The organism is Lentzea aerocolonigenes (genome assembly GCF_000955955.1).
GTDB classification, from domain to species: Bacteria; Actinomycetota; Actinomycetes; order Mycobacteriales; family Pseudonocardiaceae; genus Lentzea; species Lentzea aerocolonigenes_A.
Genome location: NZ_JYJG01000064.1, coordinates 25,465 through 40,850, shown reverse-complemented (window position 1 = coordinate 40,850; position 15,386 = coordinate 25,465). Strand labels below are relative to the sequence as shown.

Here is a 15,386-nt window from a genome sequence, read left to right as displayed (position 1 = left end):
TCACTCCTGCTTCTGACCGGTCGCGAACCGGGTGACGATCAGCGCGAGGATGATCACCGCACCGTACGAGGCCTTGATGTAGAAGCCCGAAACACCCTGCAGCCGCAAGATCTGCTCCACGAGCCCGAGCATCAGCACACCGGACAGAGCGCCGAACAGCGTGCCCTTGCCGCCCTGCAACGAGATCCCGCCGATCACCGCGGCCGCGAAGACCTGGAAGATCATGCCCTCACCCTGCGTCGCCGCCACCGAGCCGAGCCGTCCGGTCATCAGAATGCCCGCGACGACGGCCAGCACGCTGCCGATGATCAGCACGGTCCACACCACGCGGTCCACCCGGATACCGGCCGCGCGGGCCGCCTCCGAGTTGCCGCCGATCGCGTACAACGACCGGCCGGCACGCAGGTACTTCAGCACGAAGATGCCCACCGCGTAACAGAGAACGCAGATCCACACCGCCGCCGGAAGCCCGAGCCAGGTCGTGGAACCCAGGTACAGGAACGACTCCGGCACGTCGATGAGCGACTTGCCCTCGGTGATCGCGAGCTGCAGACCGCGCAGCATCGTCAGCATGCCCAGGGTCACCATGAACCCGGACAGCCCGACCTTCAGGATCAGGAACCCGTTCAGCCCACCGATCACGACGCCGATCAGCAGGCACAACGGCAACGCCAGCCACGCGGCCAGACCGACGTCGAGCCCGCCGGAAGCAGACGGAATGATCAACGCGACCGCCAGCGCGGGCGCGAGACCGACCGTCGACTCCAGCGACAGGTCCATCTTGCCGACGATCAGGATCATCGCCTGCCCCAGCACCAGCAACGACAGCTCGCTCTGCTGGGTCAGCACCGCGATCAGGTTGCCGGGCGTCAGGAAGATCGGTGACAGGATCGCCCCGATGATCAGCAAGAGGATGATCACCGGGACCAGCGCGAGGTCCTGGTACCGCGCGAACTGGAACTTCTGCTTCCCAGGCGGCGTGGGAGCCGAGACCGGCGGAGTCATGGCCTTCGTCATTCCGAGCTCATTCCTTCAATAGCCGCGATGAGTTCCTGGTCCCGCCAGCCACGAGAGAACTCGCGCACGACAGAGCCGTGGAACATCACCAGAACACGGTCGCAGACCCGCAGGTCGTCCAGCTCGTCCGACACGACGATCGCCGCCTTGCCGCGGCGCGCCTGCGCGTCGACCACCCCGAGCAGCGACTCCTTGGACTTCACGTCCACACCAGCGGTCGGGTTGATCAGCACCAGCACGGACGGGTCGCCGGCGAGTGCCCGCGCCATCACGACCTTCTGCTGGTTGCCGCCGGACAGGTCGGACACGGGCTGGTCCGGTCCAGCGGCCTTCACGTCGTAAGAAGCGATCGCGGTCGATCCCGCGGATCGTTGCGCCGACGGCCACACGAACGCGTGCGCGGTGCTCATCGTCGCGTTCTCCGCGATCGACAGGTCCAGCACGAGCCCCTGGTGGTGGCGATCCCTTGGCACACAGCCGATTCCGGCCTTCAAAGCAGCCGGAACATCGCCGCCGCGCACCGCCGAGCCGTTCACCGAGATCGTGCCGGCGGACGGCTTGCGCAGTCCGTAGATCGTCTCGGCGAACTCGTGCTTGCCCGACGACGCACTGCCCGCGAGCCCGATGACCTCGCCACGGGTCGCCGCCAAGGACACGTCCGAGAAGTGGTCCCCGCTCAAGGAGGACACGGCCAGAACCTCGTCCGTGGACGACGGCCGGTCATCACCACTGGGCACGTTCAGCCCACCGGCCTCACCGGTCATCGCCTCGATCAGATCCGGCTTGGACATCTCCGCGACCGGCGCGGTGACGATGTGCCGCGCGTCGCGGTAGACCGTCACCGTCTGGCAGACCTCGTAGACCTCCTGCAGGTGGTGGGAGATGAACAGGAACGTCACTCCCTTGTCCTGCAACGACCTCATGCGATCGAACAGCCGCTCGATCGCCGGCCCGTCGAGCTGCGCGGTCGGCTCGTCGAGGATCACGAACCGCGAGCCGATCGACAGCGCCCGCGCGATCTCGACGAGCTGGCGCTGCTCGACCGTCAACGTCGAGACCAACGAGTCCGGGTGCACCGCGACGTCGTACGTCTCCAGCAACGAAGAAGCCTCGGCGCGCAGCTTCTTCCAGCTGATCATCCCGCCACCGAGGTCCTGCCGGTTGATGAACAGGTTCTCGGCGACGGAGAGCTCCGGCACGACCGTCGACTTCTGGTACACGCAGGCGACGTGACGCCGCCACGCCGCACGGTCGGCGACGGACGGTGCGGGCTCGCCGAAGAAGCTGACCTCGCCCGCGTCCGGCAACTGCATGCCGGTGAGCACGGAGACCAACGTCGACTTGCCCGCGCCGTTGCGACCGACGAGCGCGTGCGACTCACCAGCCCGGATCTCGATGCCCACGTCGTCCAACGCGAGCGTGCGTCCGAACCGCTTCGTGACGCCACGCGCGGCTGCTGCCAGATTGTCGGCACCGCCGACGGAAGCGAAGTCGGTCATCAGATCTGGTTACCCCAGAACGCCTTGTCGTCCACGTTCTCCTTGGTGATCAGCGGCGCGGGCAGCTGGTCCTCCAGGCGGCCACCGCCGACGTCGACGATGTTGGAGTCGTGGTCGGTCTTGCCCGGCGAGAACGTCTTGCCCTCGACCGCGGCCTTCGCGTAGAAGAGCGCCCACTGCGCGTAGAGGTCGGCCGGCTGCGAGACGGTCGCGTCGATCTCACCGTCGCGGATCGCCTTCAGCTCCGACGGGATGCCGTCGTTGGAGACGATGAAGATGTGCTTCGGGTCGCTCGGCGGGACCAGCAGGTTCTTCTGCTTCAACAGCTGCAGCGTCGGCGCGAGGAACACGCCACCGGCCTGCATGTAGATGCCGTTGATGTCCGGGTGCTGGTTGAGCCTGGTCTGCAGGGCCGCGGACGCCTTGGGGCCCTCCCAGTCGGTCGGCTCCTCGAACACCGTGATGCCGGGGTAGTCCTTCTTCATGCAGGCGGCGAACGCCTCGGAGCGGTCGCGGCCGTTGACCGACGACAACGCGCCCTGGAACTCGATGACCTTGCCCTTGCCGCCGAGCTTGTCGCCGAGGAACTTGCAGGCCTTCTCGCCGTACGCCTTGTTGTCCGCGCGCACGACCATGTAGGTCTTGCCCTTGTCCGGACGGGTGTCGACGGTGACGACCGGGATCTTCGCCTTGTCCAGGCGGTCCAGAGTGGACGCGATCGCGCCGGTGTCCTGCGGGGCCATGATGATCGCCTTGGCGCCCTGCGACTGCAGCGACTGGGCGTTCGCGACCAGCGTCTCCACCTTGTTCTGCGAGTTGGTGGGGTTCAGCAGGTTGACGCCGAGTTCCTTGGCCTTGTCCGGGAAGTACTTGATGTACGAGTTCCAGAAGTCGGAGTCGGCTCGCGGGTGGTCGGCGCCGATCGGGCCGACGCCACTGGCGCTGCTCCCGCCGGTACCACCGCCACACGCTGTCAGGGTGAGAGCACCGGCCAGCGCGAGGCACACCGCGGCGGTGAGGTTGCGACGCTTCATCGTGTCATTGCCTTTCATCACTGCTTGGGACGCAAGCGAAGGCCGTACATGCCACCGTCGACGGCGAGGATCGTGCCTGCGGTGGAACCGGAAAGCGGGCTCGCCAGGTAGGCGATCGCGCCCGCGACCTCATCAGCGGAGACCAGCCGACCGTGCGGCTGGCGTGCCTCCAACGCGGCCCGTTCGGCGGCCGGATCCGGTGCCGAGTCGAGCAGACGGCCCACCCACGGGGTGTCCGCCGTGCCGGGAGCGACCGCGTTGACGCGAATGCCTTCGCGCACGTGGTCGGCAGCCATCGCGAGCGTCAGCGAGTACACCGCGCCCTTGCTGGCCGAGTACAGAGCACGCTGCGGGAGCCCGGCCCAGGCAGCGATGGAGCAGGTGTTGACGATCGCCGCGGACGGCGAGTTCCGCAGGTGCGGCAACGCGGCTCGCGAGACACGCACCATGCCGAGCACGTTGACGTTGAGCACTTTGAGCCACTCGTCGTCGTCGTTCGCCGAGACGTCGCCCTGCGAGCCGATGCCCGCGTTGTTCACCACGACGTCGAGCCGTCCGAACCGCTGCACGACCTCGTCGATCGCGGCCTTCACGCTCTCGTCGTCCGACACGTCCGCGCGGATCCCGACGAGCGGGTCCTTGACGTCCGGGTTGAGGTCCAGCGCCACGACCGTCGCGCCACGACTGGCCAGCAGGTTCGCCGTGGCCAGGCCGATGCCGGACGCGCCGCCGGTGACGACGGCGACAAGTCCTTCGAAGTCAGTCATTCTCGGCCTCCAGTGCTGTCCACACGGGACCCTCGGGGTACACGTAGTCGGACAGCGTCTCGTCCTTGAGCTGAGCGGAGAATCCCGGCTCGGTGGGTGCCAGGTAGCGGCCGCGTTCGACGACGGCCGGGTCCAGGAAGTGCTCGTGCAGGTGGTCGACCCACTCGATCACGCGTTCGCCGACCTCGCCGGAGACCGCGACGTAGTCGAAGAACGACAGGTGCCTGACCAGCTCGCACAGGCCGACACCGCCGGCGTGCGGGCACACCGGCACCTCGAACTTCTTGGCCAGCAACAAGATGGCGATGTTCTCGTTCACGCCCGCGACCCGGCAGGCGTCGAGCTGCAGCACGTCGAGCGCGCCGGCCTGCAGCATCTGCTTGAACACCACGCGGTTCTGCACGTGCTCACCGGTCGCGACCTTGATCGGGGCCAGCGCGTCGGCGATCGCGCGATGGGCCAGCACGTCGTCCGGCGAGGTGGGCTCCTCGATCCAGTACGGGTTGTACGGCGCCAGTTCGCGCATCCAGCGGATGGCCGTGTCGACGTCCCAGCGCTGGTTCGCGTCCACCGCCACGCGGATCTCCTCGCCGACGACCTCGCGGGCGAGCTTCATCCTGCGGACGTCGTCGTCGAGGCTGCCGCCGACCTTGAGTTTGATCATGTCGAAGCCGTCGGCCAGAGCCTGCCGGGCGAGACCGGCGAGCTTCTCGTCGGAGTAGCCGAGCCAGCCCGGTGAGGTCGTGTAGGCCGGATATCCGTCGCGGGCAATGGTTTCCACGCGTTCGGCCTTGCCGTGCTCGATCTTGCGCAGGATCTGCAGCGCGTCGTCGGGCGTCAGTGCATCGCTCAGGTACCGGAAGTCGACGAGGCTGACGATCTCCTCGGGCGACATCTGGGCCAGGAACCGCCAGACGGGTAACCCGGCGCGGCGGGCGGCGAGGTCCCACGCGGCGTTGACGACCGCGCCGATCGCCATGTGCGCGACGCCCTTCTCCGGCCCGAGCCAGCGGATCTGCGAGTCGCCGATGAGCTCGAAGTACAGCTCCGCCAGCGCCTTCGCGGTCTCCGGCACGTCCTTGCCGACGACGTGCGGTGCCAGCGCCTTGATCGCGGCGGCCTGCACGTCGTTGCCGCGGCCGATCGTGAACGCGAGCCCGTGGCCCTCAGGTCCGTCGTCGGTGCGCAGGACGACGTAGGCGGCTGAGTAGTCCGGGTCCGGGTTCATCGCGTCGGAGCCGTCGAGCTCGCGCGAGGTCGGGAACCGGATGTCCAGCACGTCCAGTGCGGTGATCTTGGGCATCACGCCTGCCCCAGGGTCTGCCGCTGCTTGCCGAGACCCTCGATCTCCAGCTCGACGACGTCGCCGGCGCGCAGGTACGGCTTGGGCTCCGGCTGGCCGAGCGCCACTCCAGCGGGTGTACCTGTGTTGATGACGTCACCCGGACGAAGGACGAGGAACTGGCTGAGGTAGCGCACGATCTCCGCCACCGGGAAGATCATGTTCTTGGTGGACGAGTTCTGCTTGATCTCGCCGTTCACCCAGAGCCGCATCTCGAGGCTCTGCGGGTCGGCGATCTCGTCGGCGGGCACGAGGAAGGGGCCGAGAGGGTTGAACGTCTCGCAGTTCTTACCCTTGTCCCACGTCCCGCCGCGCTCGATCTGGAACTCCCGCTCGGAGACGTCGTGCGAGAGCACGTACGCGCCGACGCACGCCAGAGCGTCCTCTTCGGACTCCAGGTAGCGAGCGGTGCGCCCGATGACGACGCCGAGCTCGACCTCCCAGTCGGTCTTCACCGACCGGCGCGGGACGAGCACCTCGTCGTACGGGCCCACGATCGTGTCGGGCGTCTTCAGGAACATCACCGGCTCGCCGGGGATGTCCGCGCCGGTCTCCTCCGCGTGGTCGCGGTAGTTGAGGCCGATGCAGATGACCTTGCCGGGGTGTGCGAGAGGCGGGCCGATGCGCAGGCCGTCCGTCTCGATCGCGCTGAGCTCGCCGGCTTCCAGTGCTGCCCGGACGCGGTTCACGCCGTCGTTCGCCAGGAACGCGCCGTCGATGTCAGAGCTAGTCGAGATCTTGGCAGTGACCGGTAGGAGGTCGTATGTGGTCCCGTCGTCGGCCCTCACTGCGGGACGTTCGTCACCGACCGGCCCCAGGCGCAAAAACTGCACGGCCGTTCCTCCTCTGGTCACACCGCACGAAATACATCGGATGTATAGCCCCGCGAGGGCACGTTCGTCTAGGTCCCGACGTGAAGTCGTCCGATGACTAGGAGGCTTTGATCATGAAGATGGTGGCCGCATCACTCCTGGTGGGCGCACTGCTCACGCCATCCGGCCCAGCCGAGCGCGTAACCGTTTTCGTGGAGCTGACCTCGACCGCTGCGGTCGACGCGGCGAGCGTTACACAGGCGCGTTCAGCCCGTGAGCGCACTTCCGTCACGGCCGCACGGGTCGTTTCCCGGTCAGGTGGCCGGGAAGTTGCCCGAACGTCCAATGCGGTGCCCGGCGTCGTGCTGTCGACGGAAAAGTCCCGCCTGTCTGCTTTGTCGCGCATGCCCGAGGTCCGCGCGGTCCACCGGATGCAGCCCAAGAAGCTCACCAACGCGCACGCCGTCCGTCTCACCCGGACATCCGACGCCTGGAAGTCGTTCGGACGGTTCGGGGACGGCGTCCGGATCGGCGTGATCGACACCGGCATCGACTACCACCACGCCGACTTCGGAGGCGGCTCGTACCCGACCGCGAAGGTCGTCGGCGGCTACGACTTCGCGGGTGACGCGTACACGGGCAAGTCCGGGTCGGTGCCCGAGCCGGACAACGACCCGATGGACTGCGAGGGGCACGGCACGCACGTGGCCGGGACCGCGGCCGGGTTCGGGGTGAACGCCGACGGCTCGACCTTCCGCGGGTCGTACTCGTCGGTGGACCTGGACTCGTTGAAGATCGGGCCTGGTACCGCGCCCAATGCGTTGCTGTACGCGTTGAAGGTGTTCGGGTGCGAGGGCGGGACGAACCTGACCGCGAAGGCGCTGGACTGGGCGCTCGATCCGAACGGGGACGGGGACTTCTCCGACCGGCTCGACGTCGTGAATCTTTCTCTGGGCAGCGACTTCGGTGCGCCGGACGATCCTGACGCCCTGTTCGTGCGCAAGCTGACGCAGAACGGGGTCGTTGTCGTTGCCGCTGCTGGAAATGGTGGCGACTTCTACGACGTGGCCGGGTCGCCGGGCAACGCTCCTGATGCGATCTCGGTGGCGAACATCCGCGACGCGTTCTCGATGCTGGACGGGCTGGAGGTCGCGGGCAAGCAGTGGCCGGGGCAGTACAGCATCAACTTCAAGGGTCCCGTGGACCTCACTCGGCCCGTGGTGCGACTGTCGTCCGATGTGGATGGTTGCAAGCCGATCTCTCAGGACTTGCACGGGAAGATCGTCTGGTTGGAGTGGGACGACAACGACGCCACGCGCGCCTGCGGTTCCGCCGCCCGGACCGACAACGCGTGGAAGGCCGGAGCGGACGGGGTGTTGCTGCCGACCTCGCTGCCGGTGTTCGCGGCCGGGATCGCCGGCAATGCGCACATTCCGGCGTTCCAGCTGACGGCGCCGGCTTCGTCCGCTTTGCGTCCGGCGCTGGAGGCCGGGACGTTGTCGGTGCACCTGACTTCTTCCTTGAAGCTCAAGGTGCCGTCGCTGGAACCCGCGATCGCGGACACGATGACTCCTTCTTCTTCGCGGTCCCGGTCGTCGATCTCGGTGGCCGCGCCCGGTGACACGATCTTCTCGGCCGCCGCCGGGACGGCTTCCGACGGCACCTCGCTGGGCGGGACCTCGATGGCTTCGCCGCACGTCGCCGGGATCGCGGCGTTGCTGCGCCAGGCTCATCCGCAGTGGACGGTCGCGGAGGTCAAGGCTGCCCTGATGAACACCGCTGATGGCGTCATCCACTCGGATGCCGGTGTCCGCGAGGCGCCGATGCGGGTGGGTGCCGGCCGGGTGGACGGACTGGCGGCTCTGTCCGCGGATGTGCTTGCTGTCGGTGACGCGTCGTTCGGCACGGTCGAGGTGAGTGGGCCGTTGTTGAACAATCGAACGATCCGATTGTTGAACAAGGGAACGACTTCAGTCCGCCTGCACGCCCAGTACGAGCCGATCACGTCGGTGCCGGGGGTGTCCTTCCAGGTCACCGCGCCTCACGTGGTGCTGCCGCCGGGCGGTTCGGCGTCGGTGGGCGTCCAGATGCGGATCCCGAACCCGGCGGCGTTGCGGAAGACCCCGGACCCCACGGTGAAGCTGGACGAGGGCCGGCAGTTCCTGGCGGAGGCGTCGGGCCTGGTGATGTTCACGGGCGACCGCTCGCTGCGGGTGCCGGTCTACGCGGCGCCGAAGCCGGTGTCGCGGCTGACCGTGGCGGCCGGCCGGGTCGTGGGTCAGGGCCTTGATCAGCAGGGCTACCAGGCGCGCATGACCGTGCTGCAGCTCGGCGCCCGCTCGGATCGCCTGCCCGCGTGCGGCCAGGACGTCCAGGACGACTGCGCGGTGAACCGCACGGCGCGCGGCGGCGACCTGCGTTACGTCGGCGCCACGGCGACCCCGGAACTGCTGGCGTTCGGCGTCGCGACCTGGGACACCTGGACCAACCTCGGCAGCAACACCAAGCCGCAGGTGAAGTTCTCCGTGGGTGGCAAGGACTTCGTGACCACCGCCGTGAAGCCGACGAACGACAAGGACGACGTGACGGCCGACATCTGGCTGGCCCGCACCGTCGTGGCCGGCACGAAGGAGGTCGTCGACGAGCAACCGCTGAACGGCCTGGACGGCTCCTCCGACACGAACGTCTTCGACAGCGACGTCGTGGTGCTGCCGGTCTCGCGCTCTGTTCTTCCGGCAGGCCCGGTGACCTACACGGTGGGCGTCGACGGCCCCTACACCGCGCCGGCCGACTCCGACGAACTGATCGACGTTGCTCCGTCTGCCGTCTTCTCCTACGAGGTGACCGTCCCGTCACTGTCCACTGTGGTCCATCCGGGTGATCAAGTTCCTCCTGGATCGTTGGTGTTGTTCCACCACAACGCAAGCGGTAACCGCGCCCTGATCCGGTAGCCACCCGGTTGGGCGTGCCCGAGCTGAGCGACTCTCGGCATACTCGGTCGGTATGGATCTGGTGGTGGGACTCGACGCGGGCGGCACGTCGACCAGGGCGCTGGTGCTCGATCTCGACGGCGCCCGCCTGGGCCAAGGCGTCGCGGGCGGCGCCAACCCGAACTCGCACCCGCCCTCGGTCGCGGCCGCCCACATCGGCGAGGCTCTGACGGAAGCGTTGGACGGCCTGGACACCAGCAAGGTCCGCTCCGGCGTCCTGGGCATGGCGGGCGCCTCGAAGATGGCCGACCCCGCGGTCTTCGAGCTCTTCCAGCAGGCGTGGGAGAACGCGGGCCTGCACTGCCCGATGCGCGTGATCACCGACTGCGAGGCCGCCTTCGCCACCGGCACCTCCTCCCCCGACGGCACGGTCCTGGTGGCGGGCACCGGTTCCATCGCCGGGCGCGTGGTGGACCACCGCATGGTCGGCCAGTCGGGCGGCTACGGCTGGCTGATCGGCGACGACGGCTCGGCGTTCTGGCTGGGCCGCGAAGCCGTGCGGGCGACGTTGAGGTTGCTCGACCTCGGCGCACCACTCGAAGGCCTGGCCACCGCCGTCCTGACCGCCGCCGGCGCCCGTGGCCGCGGCCAGCTGATCAACGCCGTCAACGCCCAGCCGCCCATCGCCCTGGCGCAGTACGCCCCTCTGGTCAGCTCGGCCTACCACCACGGCGACCCGGAGGCCCTGACGATCGTGGCGTCCGCGGCCCGGCTGCTGGCCGACACCGCCTCCGCCGTCCGCAAGCCCTCCGACACCTCACCGATCGTGCTGGTCGGCTCGCTGATCAAGACCCCGGTCGGCATCCACCTGAAGCAGGAACTGCTCACGCGCTGCAACGCCCAGGTGATCATGGCGACCGAAGGCGCGGCGGGCGCGGCCTGGCTAGCGGCCGTCGACGTGCTCGGGCCGGGTGCTCCTCGCCCGGCCTAGTTCACGGATTCCGCCGCGCAAGATCACTCAGTGTGGGATGTTGCCTCGGTGATCTTGAGTCCCGCCGTGCGAACACTGCTGGTTTCCGCAACCCTGGCAACGCTGGTCTCCGGATGCTCGACCGCGGTCGCCGGCCACGCGAAGCCTTTGCCGGATCTCGACGTCAGCAGGTTCACCGACAAGCCCTGCAGTCTGATCACGCCTTCCCAACTGAACCAGCTCGGCGACTTCGAGACCCCGGTGCCGCAGCAGGAGCCGGGCAAGTCGATGTGCAAGTTGAACCCGCGTCGGGTCTTCAAGCCGGGATACAGCCTCTCGGTGAGGCAGGACTCCTTGTTCGAGTCTGGCAGGGAGAACACGAAGGGCGCACCGGTGTACCGGGAGACCGAGGTCGCCGGATATCCCGCCTTCAGTTACAGCGGGAGCGACATCGGGGGTGTCTGCTCCACCGTGGTCCGCAGTTCGAGCCGGAGCTCGATCCAGGTGACCGTGGTGGGAGAGCCCGAGGTGTCACCTGAGCTCGCGGACGCGTGCAGTGCGACCGAGAAGACCGCCGCGGTCGTGGTCACGAATTTGAAGTAGTCGTGACCCGTTTCCACGGCGCGGCCTGATAACTCTCGGTAGCGTCCCCCTCACGTACGTGCAAGGGGGCCTGCATGACTGATCCACACCAGCTGCTCTCGGACTACGAACGGCGCACTGCCGCGCTGCTCGAACGAGCCGAGGAAGCCAAAGCTCAGATCGCCGACCTGACCGGCTCGGCGTCCAGTTCGGACGGCGCCGTGACCGTGAGCGTCAGCGCCGGGGGTGCGCTGCTCAGCCTGTCGTTCGGCTCGAAGGCCGACGACATGCCCAAAGACCGCCTGGCCGCTCTGGTCATGGCCACGGCCAAGCGCGCCCAAGCGCAGGCCGTCGGCCAGATCACCACGATCATGGCGCCGGTCATCGGCGAGAACAGCGAAGCGATGCGGTTCGTCGAATCGCAGATCCCGAGGATCGACCTCCCAGACGAGCCCGCCGACACGCCTCCCGCGCCGCAGCAGTTCGTCGTGAACGAGGACCAGCAGGACGCAGCCGCCACCCAGCCGCCACCCCCAGGCCGCCCGGCACGCAGGCCGGTCGAGGACGACGACACGGACTACGACCAGCGTGACCTCTTCAAGAAGGAAGGTGGCTGGTGATGTCCGGCTTCCAGATCGACCTCCAAGCGCTGGAAGTCCACGAACGCGAACTGAAGGCCCTCATCGGAGGCCTGCCAGGCGCGGCCGACGCGGCATCCTCCTACATCGGCAACCCGCAGGCGTGGGGCATCGTCGGCATGTTCTTCGCCGAGATCATGCAGAACTGGACGAACGACGCGGGCGAGTACGTCGACAAGGTGAAGGAAGCCGGCGACTCCGTGGTGGAGAGGTTCTCCGGCATGCGCCAGACCTATGCCGACCACGAGGAGGCCATGGCGCAGGCGTTCGGCAAGCTGCGCGAGGGCCTGGACGGGGTGCAGCCGTGAGCGAGGACGGGCCCCAGAACATCGGCGAGCTGAATCCGCTCAACGCGAGCGAGCCGTCCTCCCTCTCGGACGCCGCCGGCTTCTCGAACTTCGACAGCCCGACGCAGGCGTGGGACGCGGCCGGCATCTTCAGCAGTTCCGCGAACCTGATCTACGACGGCTTCAAGGGCGACTGGACGGCCGTCCTCGGCGACCTGGCCGGTCTCGGCATGGACCTGCTCGGGTTCGTGACCAACCCGCTCGGCAGCCTGCTGTCCGCGGGCATCGGCTGGCTGATCGAGCACATCGGGTTCCTCAAGGAAGGGCTCGACCTGCTGGCCGGCGACCCGGACGCGGTCAATGCGATGGCGACGACGTGGAGCAACATCGCCAAGCGCATGCAGGAGACTGCGGAGAAGTACTCCGGCACGCTCAACACGTTGAGCGGCGCACAGGGAGCCGCGATCAACGGCTACCGCAAGGCCGTGCAGGACTTCTCGAACGTCGTCGCCGGCGGAGCCAGTCACGCCCAGTCGGCGGCGAAGGCGATGACCGTCGCCGCGTCTGCAGTCGGCGTCGTCCGAGGTGCGGTCCGCGACGCAATCGCGTCCTTCGTGTCGAACGCGATCATCAAGTTCGCCGCGGCGACGGCCCTGGCCCCGGTCACCTTCGGCGCTTCCGAGGCCGCGTTCATCGCCGACACCGTGGCGGAGGGCGCGATCACCGCCGGCAAGAACGCGAAGAAGATCAGCAAGGTCGTCAAGCAGTTGGAGAAGGTCGCCGACGAGGCGAAGAACTCGCGGAACATGATCAAGGGCACGACCAAGAACCTCGAGAAGACGGTCACCAAGTACAACAAGGACGCCGTCGACCACGCCCGGAAAGCGCTGAACACCGCGAAGAAGGCGCAGGCCGGGAAGCTCGGTGCCGACGATCTGGACAAGCTCAAGGAGCTGGGCAAGCACGGCGACGATCTGAAAGCCGCGAAGAGCGAGGCTGCCGAATCCCTCGCGAACACGCGCAACGCCAACCTCCGCGAACGCTGGGGCACCGACAACCCCAGGCTGGACGACGCTGCCGACCTGCTCGAACGCGACATCGGAGGCGCGTCGGCCCCGAAAGCCCCCAAGATCATCGGGAACGCCGGCGTCCAGGAGTGGAGCGACCAGACCCACCGCGAGGCCGACCAGCGGGTCAAGCAGGACGACAAGGACGAGGCCTGGCGCGAGTACTGGGAGCAGCAGCGGGGCAACGTGGGCAAGACCGGTCCGTTCGAACGCATGGAAGGCGATCTGTGACCGAGTCGTTCGCGCGCAGGGCCGCCGGTCTGCTGCTGATCGCACTCACCGCAGCCCTCGCGCTGATCGTCGCCGCTCGACTTGCCGCGTGGGCTGCCGCTGCTTCGGCGCAGCCGCTGGGAATCGGCGAGCTGGCCGTCGGTGGCGTGGCGTTTTGGGCGGTGACGATCTCCGGGCTGTGGTGGCACCGCCGCCGCATGCCAATGTGGCGGGTCTGGGCCCGATGGGCCGCGTTCCCCGGCGTGTTCATCGCACTGGTCGAGAGCGTGCAGCTCGCGGTCGGGCACGGCAAGCCTCTCGCCCTGGCCGTGGCGATCGGTCTGGCAGTGGTGTGCTGGACGCTGGGCGAAGCGGTCCTGCTCGTCACCACCCGGCCCGTCACGGCGGGACTCCTCGCCTCGAACCTCGAAATTCCCTTCGCCACTAGGAGACTCAAGGCTCGGTTGTGCGTGCGGGACGACAGGCTGGTGCTGGACAGCCTGGTCTCACGGCTGAAGCGGTCGCGTGACGTCATCGCCGTTCCGTGGACGACCCTGCGCTCGATCGAGCTCATCGACGTCGACCAGGAGATGGTGTGCCAGGTGGTGGTCTTCACCGGGCTGCCGCAGGGCACGACACGTGAGTTCGACGTGACTCCCGGTCCCGCGCTGCACGTCGTCGGCACGGCGCGCGAACTTCTGGTGCCGGTCACCGAGGAGGTCGGGCGAGCTGTCCTGCGGGCCGTCGAGATCCGGTCGGCGGGTGTGGAGATCGAGGAGAAAGCGCTCGCGGACGATCGCTGGTGGAGGCGGAGCGGTGTGCGCAAGACCGATGCCCTCAGTGTCGCCGAGGGACGCTCCGGCGCCCATCACCGCACCGACTACCGGCCGTACAAGATGGCTTTGGTCGGCGCGTTCCTGTTGATGCCGCTCGTGGTGCTGGCTGGAACGGTGCTCTCGCTCGCCGCGGGTTCAGCGAAGTGGCAGAAGCAGTTCCTCGTGTTCGGCGGGACGATCAATCCCGGGTGGATCGCCACGCTCGGGGTCGCGTCCGTCGGGTTCTTGTTCCTGCTTCACCGATTCGTGATCAAACCCTTCTTCAGGTTCATGGAGGGGCAGAACTTCATCGAGGCATTCCCCGAGCCGCCCGGCCCGCCGAAGAACACCGGGACCGTGCCTGGGTCCGGGAAGAAACGGAAGAAGCGTTGAGCTGCAGATCACAGCGGAGCGTGCACGAGCCGTGACGTTCTGCCGCCAGCGGCTGTCCGAATGTGCCAAGGTGCCACGGTGATCCACGTACTCGCAGCCGGCCCCGATCCCTTCTTCCTGATGGGGTTCTTCGCCATCCCGTTCGCCATCGTCGTGGCGGTCATCGGCGTCATCGTCAGCCGCAGGAAGAGCCGGACGCATCAGCAACAGCAGTACTGGGCCCAGCAGCAGTACTTCGCGCAGCAGCAACAACAGCAGTACGGGCAGCAGCAGCAGCCGTACGGACCGCCGCAGCAGCACCCCTATCCACAGCAGCAGTACCCGGTCCAGCAGCAGTACCCGCCACAGCACTAAGCAGCGGACTCAGGCACCTGCGGATGACGGAAGCCGGGGTGGCCCGAAGGCAGCGCGCGCCGGAGCAGCCACCCCGACACCAGGATGCAGACGATCTGCAGCGGCCACGACAGGACGGCCCGCACCGTGACCAGCCAGACGACCTGAGCGTCCAGCCACAGTGGAGTGAAGACGGCGACCCGCAGCACGTACTGCCCGACCCAGGCCCACGACGCGACTGAGTAAGCGCGCAAAAGGGCAGGATCTCGCCGCCACCGGGTCTTCTGCCCGAGAAGCGTCCCCACCACCACGCCGAGCAACGGCCAGCGCACCGCGATCGAGCCCGCCCACGCCAGGGCAGAGGCCGCGTTGGACAGCAGCTGGATGAGGAAGAAGTCCTCGACGCGTCCGGTGTACACCGCCACCAGAGCCGCGGCCACGACCAGAAGCACGGACAACACGACAGCGCGGGGCTTCCCGCCGCGTACGAAGCGAACGACGCCGATCACCACGCCGCACAGCACGGCGACCACCGCACCCGCGCCGATCGAGTGGCCCCACAGCAGCCAGCCTGCGACGAACGCCAGCGGAGGCAGCGAGGCGTCGACGGCGCCACCCCGGCCTCCGAGCAGTGATGCGAGCGACTCCTGGCGCACGTCGGTCATGCTTCCAGACTGCCTTAGGTGAACC

The 15,386-nt window shown here is 67.9% G+C and carries 15 protein-coding genes; 8 read left to right on the top strand and 7 right to left on the bottom strand.

The window, feature by feature from the left end; translation table 11 throughout:
* From UK23_RS11695 to UK23_RS11670, 6 genes are read right to left on the bottom strand one after another with little or no spacing between them, the layout of a single operon-like run.
* On the bottom strand, window positions 1-1,017 hold the full coding sequence (locus UK23_RS11695; RefSeq protein WP_052684587.1) for an ABC transporter permease: 1,017 nt from the start codon (window positions 1,015-1,017) through the stop codon (window positions 1-3).
* Complete coding sequence (locus tag UK23_RS11690) at window positions 1,014-2,516, bottom strand: sugar ABC transporter ATP-binding protein (protein ID WP_045311463.1); 1,503 nt, start codon at window positions 2,514-2,516, stop codon at window positions 1,014-1,016. Before UK23_RS11690 ends, UK23_RS11695 begins: the two co-directional genes overlap by 4 nt.
* Window positions 2,516-3,550 carry a sugar ABC transporter substrate-binding protein gene (locus UK23_RS11685; RefSeq protein WP_045311516.1) on the bottom strand — a complete coding sequence of 345 codons (1,035 nt, stop codon included), beginning with the start codon at window positions 3,548-3,550 and terminating at the stop codon, window positions 2,516-2,518. Before UK23_RS11685 ends, UK23_RS11690 begins: the two co-directional genes overlap by 1 nt.
* 17 nt (window positions 3,551-3,567) lie before the next feature.
* The gene (locus tag UK23_RS11680) at window positions 3,568-4,317 is read right to left on the bottom strand and encodes an SDR family NAD(P)-dependent oxidoreductase (protein ID WP_045311462.1); all 750 of its coding nucleotides are present in this window, start codon (window positions 4,315-4,317) and stop codon (window positions 3,568-3,570) included.
* The gene (locus UK23_RS11675) at window positions 4,310-5,620 is read right to left on the bottom strand and encodes an enolase C-terminal domain-like protein (protein WP_045311515.1); all 1,311 of its coding nucleotides are present in this window, start codon (window positions 5,618-5,620) and stop codon (window positions 4,310-4,312) included. The genes UK23_RS11680 and UK23_RS11675 overlap by 8 nt, the downstream gene beginning before the upstream one ends.
* Window positions 5,620-6,492 carry a fumarylacetoacetate hydrolase family protein gene (locus UK23_RS11670; protein WP_045311461.1) on the bottom strand — a complete coding sequence of 291 codons (873 nt, stop codon included), beginning with the start codon at window positions 6,490-6,492 and terminating at the stop codon, window positions 5,620-5,622. The genes UK23_RS11675 and UK23_RS11670 overlap by 1 nt, the downstream gene beginning before the upstream one ends.
* 113 nt (window positions 6,493-6,605) lie before the next feature.
* Here UK23_RS11670 and UK23_RS11665 point away from each other — a divergent pair, with 113 nt between their 5' ends.
* From UK23_RS11665 to UK23_RS11630, 8 genes are all read left to right on the top strand, one after another.
* Complete coding sequence (locus UK23_RS11665) at window positions 6,606-9,422, top strand: S8 family peptidase (protein WP_196777705.1); 2,817 nt, start codon at window positions 6,606-6,608, stop codon at window positions 9,420-9,422.
* 52 nt (window positions 9,423-9,474) lie between these two features.
* Complete coding sequence (locus UK23_RS11660) at window positions 9,475-10,392, top strand: N-acetylglucosamine kinase (RefSeq protein WP_045311460.1); 918 nt, start codon at window positions 9,475-9,477, stop codon at window positions 10,390-10,392.
* Window positions 10,393-10,458: 66 nt separating this feature from the next.
* Window positions 10,459-10,974, top strand: coding sequence for a DUF3558 family protein (locus UK23_RS11655; protein WP_045311459.1), 516 nt, complete (start codon window positions 10,459-10,461; stop codon window positions 10,972-10,974).
* Between the two features lie 74 nt (window positions 10,975-11,048).
* The gene (locus UK23_RS11650) at window positions 11,049-11,573 is read left to right on the top strand and encodes a YbaB/EbfC family nucleoid-associated protein (RefSeq protein ID WP_045311458.1); all 525 of its coding nucleotides are present in this window, start codon (window positions 11,049-11,051) and stop codon (window positions 11,571-11,573) included.
* Entirely contained in the window at window positions 11,573-11,899 is a 327-nt protein-coding gene (locus tag UK23_RS11645; RefSeq protein ID WP_045311457.1) for a hypothetical protein, read from the top strand. Before UK23_RS11650 ends, UK23_RS11645 begins: the two co-directional genes overlap by 1 nt.
* The gene (locus UK23_RS48550) at window positions 11,896-13,176 is read left to right on the top strand and encodes a hypothetical protein (RefSeq protein WP_052684585.1); all 1,281 of its coding nucleotides are present in this window, start codon (window positions 11,896-11,898) and stop codon (window positions 13,174-13,176) included. Before UK23_RS11645 ends, UK23_RS48550 begins: the two co-directional genes overlap by 4 nt.
* Window positions 13,173-14,363, top strand: a complete 1,191-nt coding sequence (locus UK23_RS11635; protein WP_045311456.1) for a hypothetical protein — start codon at window positions 13,173-13,175, stop codon at window positions 14,361-14,363. Before UK23_RS48550 ends, UK23_RS11635 begins: the two co-directional genes overlap by 4 nt.
* A 78-nt stretch (window positions 14,364-14,441) precedes the next feature.
* Complete coding sequence (locus UK23_RS11630) at window positions 14,442-14,717, top strand: hypothetical protein (protein ID WP_156213039.1); 276 nt, start codon at window positions 14,442-14,444, stop codon at window positions 14,715-14,717.
* Here UK23_RS11630 and UK23_RS11625 read toward each other — a convergent pair.
* Window positions 14,714-15,361: a DUF3159 domain-containing protein gene (locus UK23_RS11625; RefSeq protein WP_045311454.1), complete on the bottom strand. Its 648-nt coding sequence runs from the start codon at window positions 15,359-15,361 to the stop codon at window positions 14,714-14,716. The genes UK23_RS11630 and UK23_RS11625 overlap by 4 nt on opposite strands.
* Window positions 15,362-15,386: the final 25 nt, after the last annotated feature.

Excerpts from the sequence above, each read along its gene's own strand:
- UK23_RS11695 (WP_052684587.1), bottom strand. The coding sequence starts at position 1,017 with ATGACGAAGGCCATGACTCCGCCGGTCTCGGCTCCCACGCCGCCTGGG.
- UK23_RS11690 (WP_045311463.1), bottom strand. The coding sequence starts at position 2,516 with ATGACCGACTTCGCTTCCGTCGGCGGTGCCGACAATCTGGCAGCAGCC.
- UK23_RS11685 (WP_045311516.1), bottom strand. The coding sequence starts at position 3,550 with ATGAAGCGTCGCAACCTCACCGCCGCGGTGTGCCTCGCGCTGGCCGGT.
- UK23_RS11680 (WP_045311462.1), bottom strand. The coding sequence starts at position 4,317 with ATGACTGACTTCGAAGGACTTGTCGCCGTCGTCACCGGCGGCGCGTCC.
- UK23_RS11675 (WP_045311515.1), bottom strand. The coding sequence starts at position 5,620 with ATGCCCAAGATCACCGCACTGGACGTGCTGGACATCCGGTTCCCGACC.
- UK23_RS11665 (WP_196777705.1), top strand. The coding sequence starts at position 6,606 with ATGAAGATGGTGGCCGCATCACTCCTGGTGGGCGCACTGCTCACGCCA.
- UK23_RS11660 (WP_045311460.1), top strand. The coding sequence starts at position 9,475 with ATGGATCTGGTGGTGGGACTCGACGCGGGCGGCACGTCGACCAGGGCG.
- UK23_RS11650 (WP_045311458.1), top strand. The coding sequence starts at position 11,049 with ATGACTGATCCACACCAGCTGCTCTCGGACTACGAACGGCGCACTGCC.
- UK23_RS11645 (WP_045311457.1), top strand. The coding sequence starts at position 11,573 with ATGTCCGGCTTCCAGATCGACCTCCAAGCGCTGGAAGTCCACGAACGC.
- UK23_RS11625 (WP_045311454.1), bottom strand. The coding sequence starts at position 15,361 with ATGACCGACGTGCGCCAGGAGTCGCTCGCATCACTGCTCGGAGGCCGG.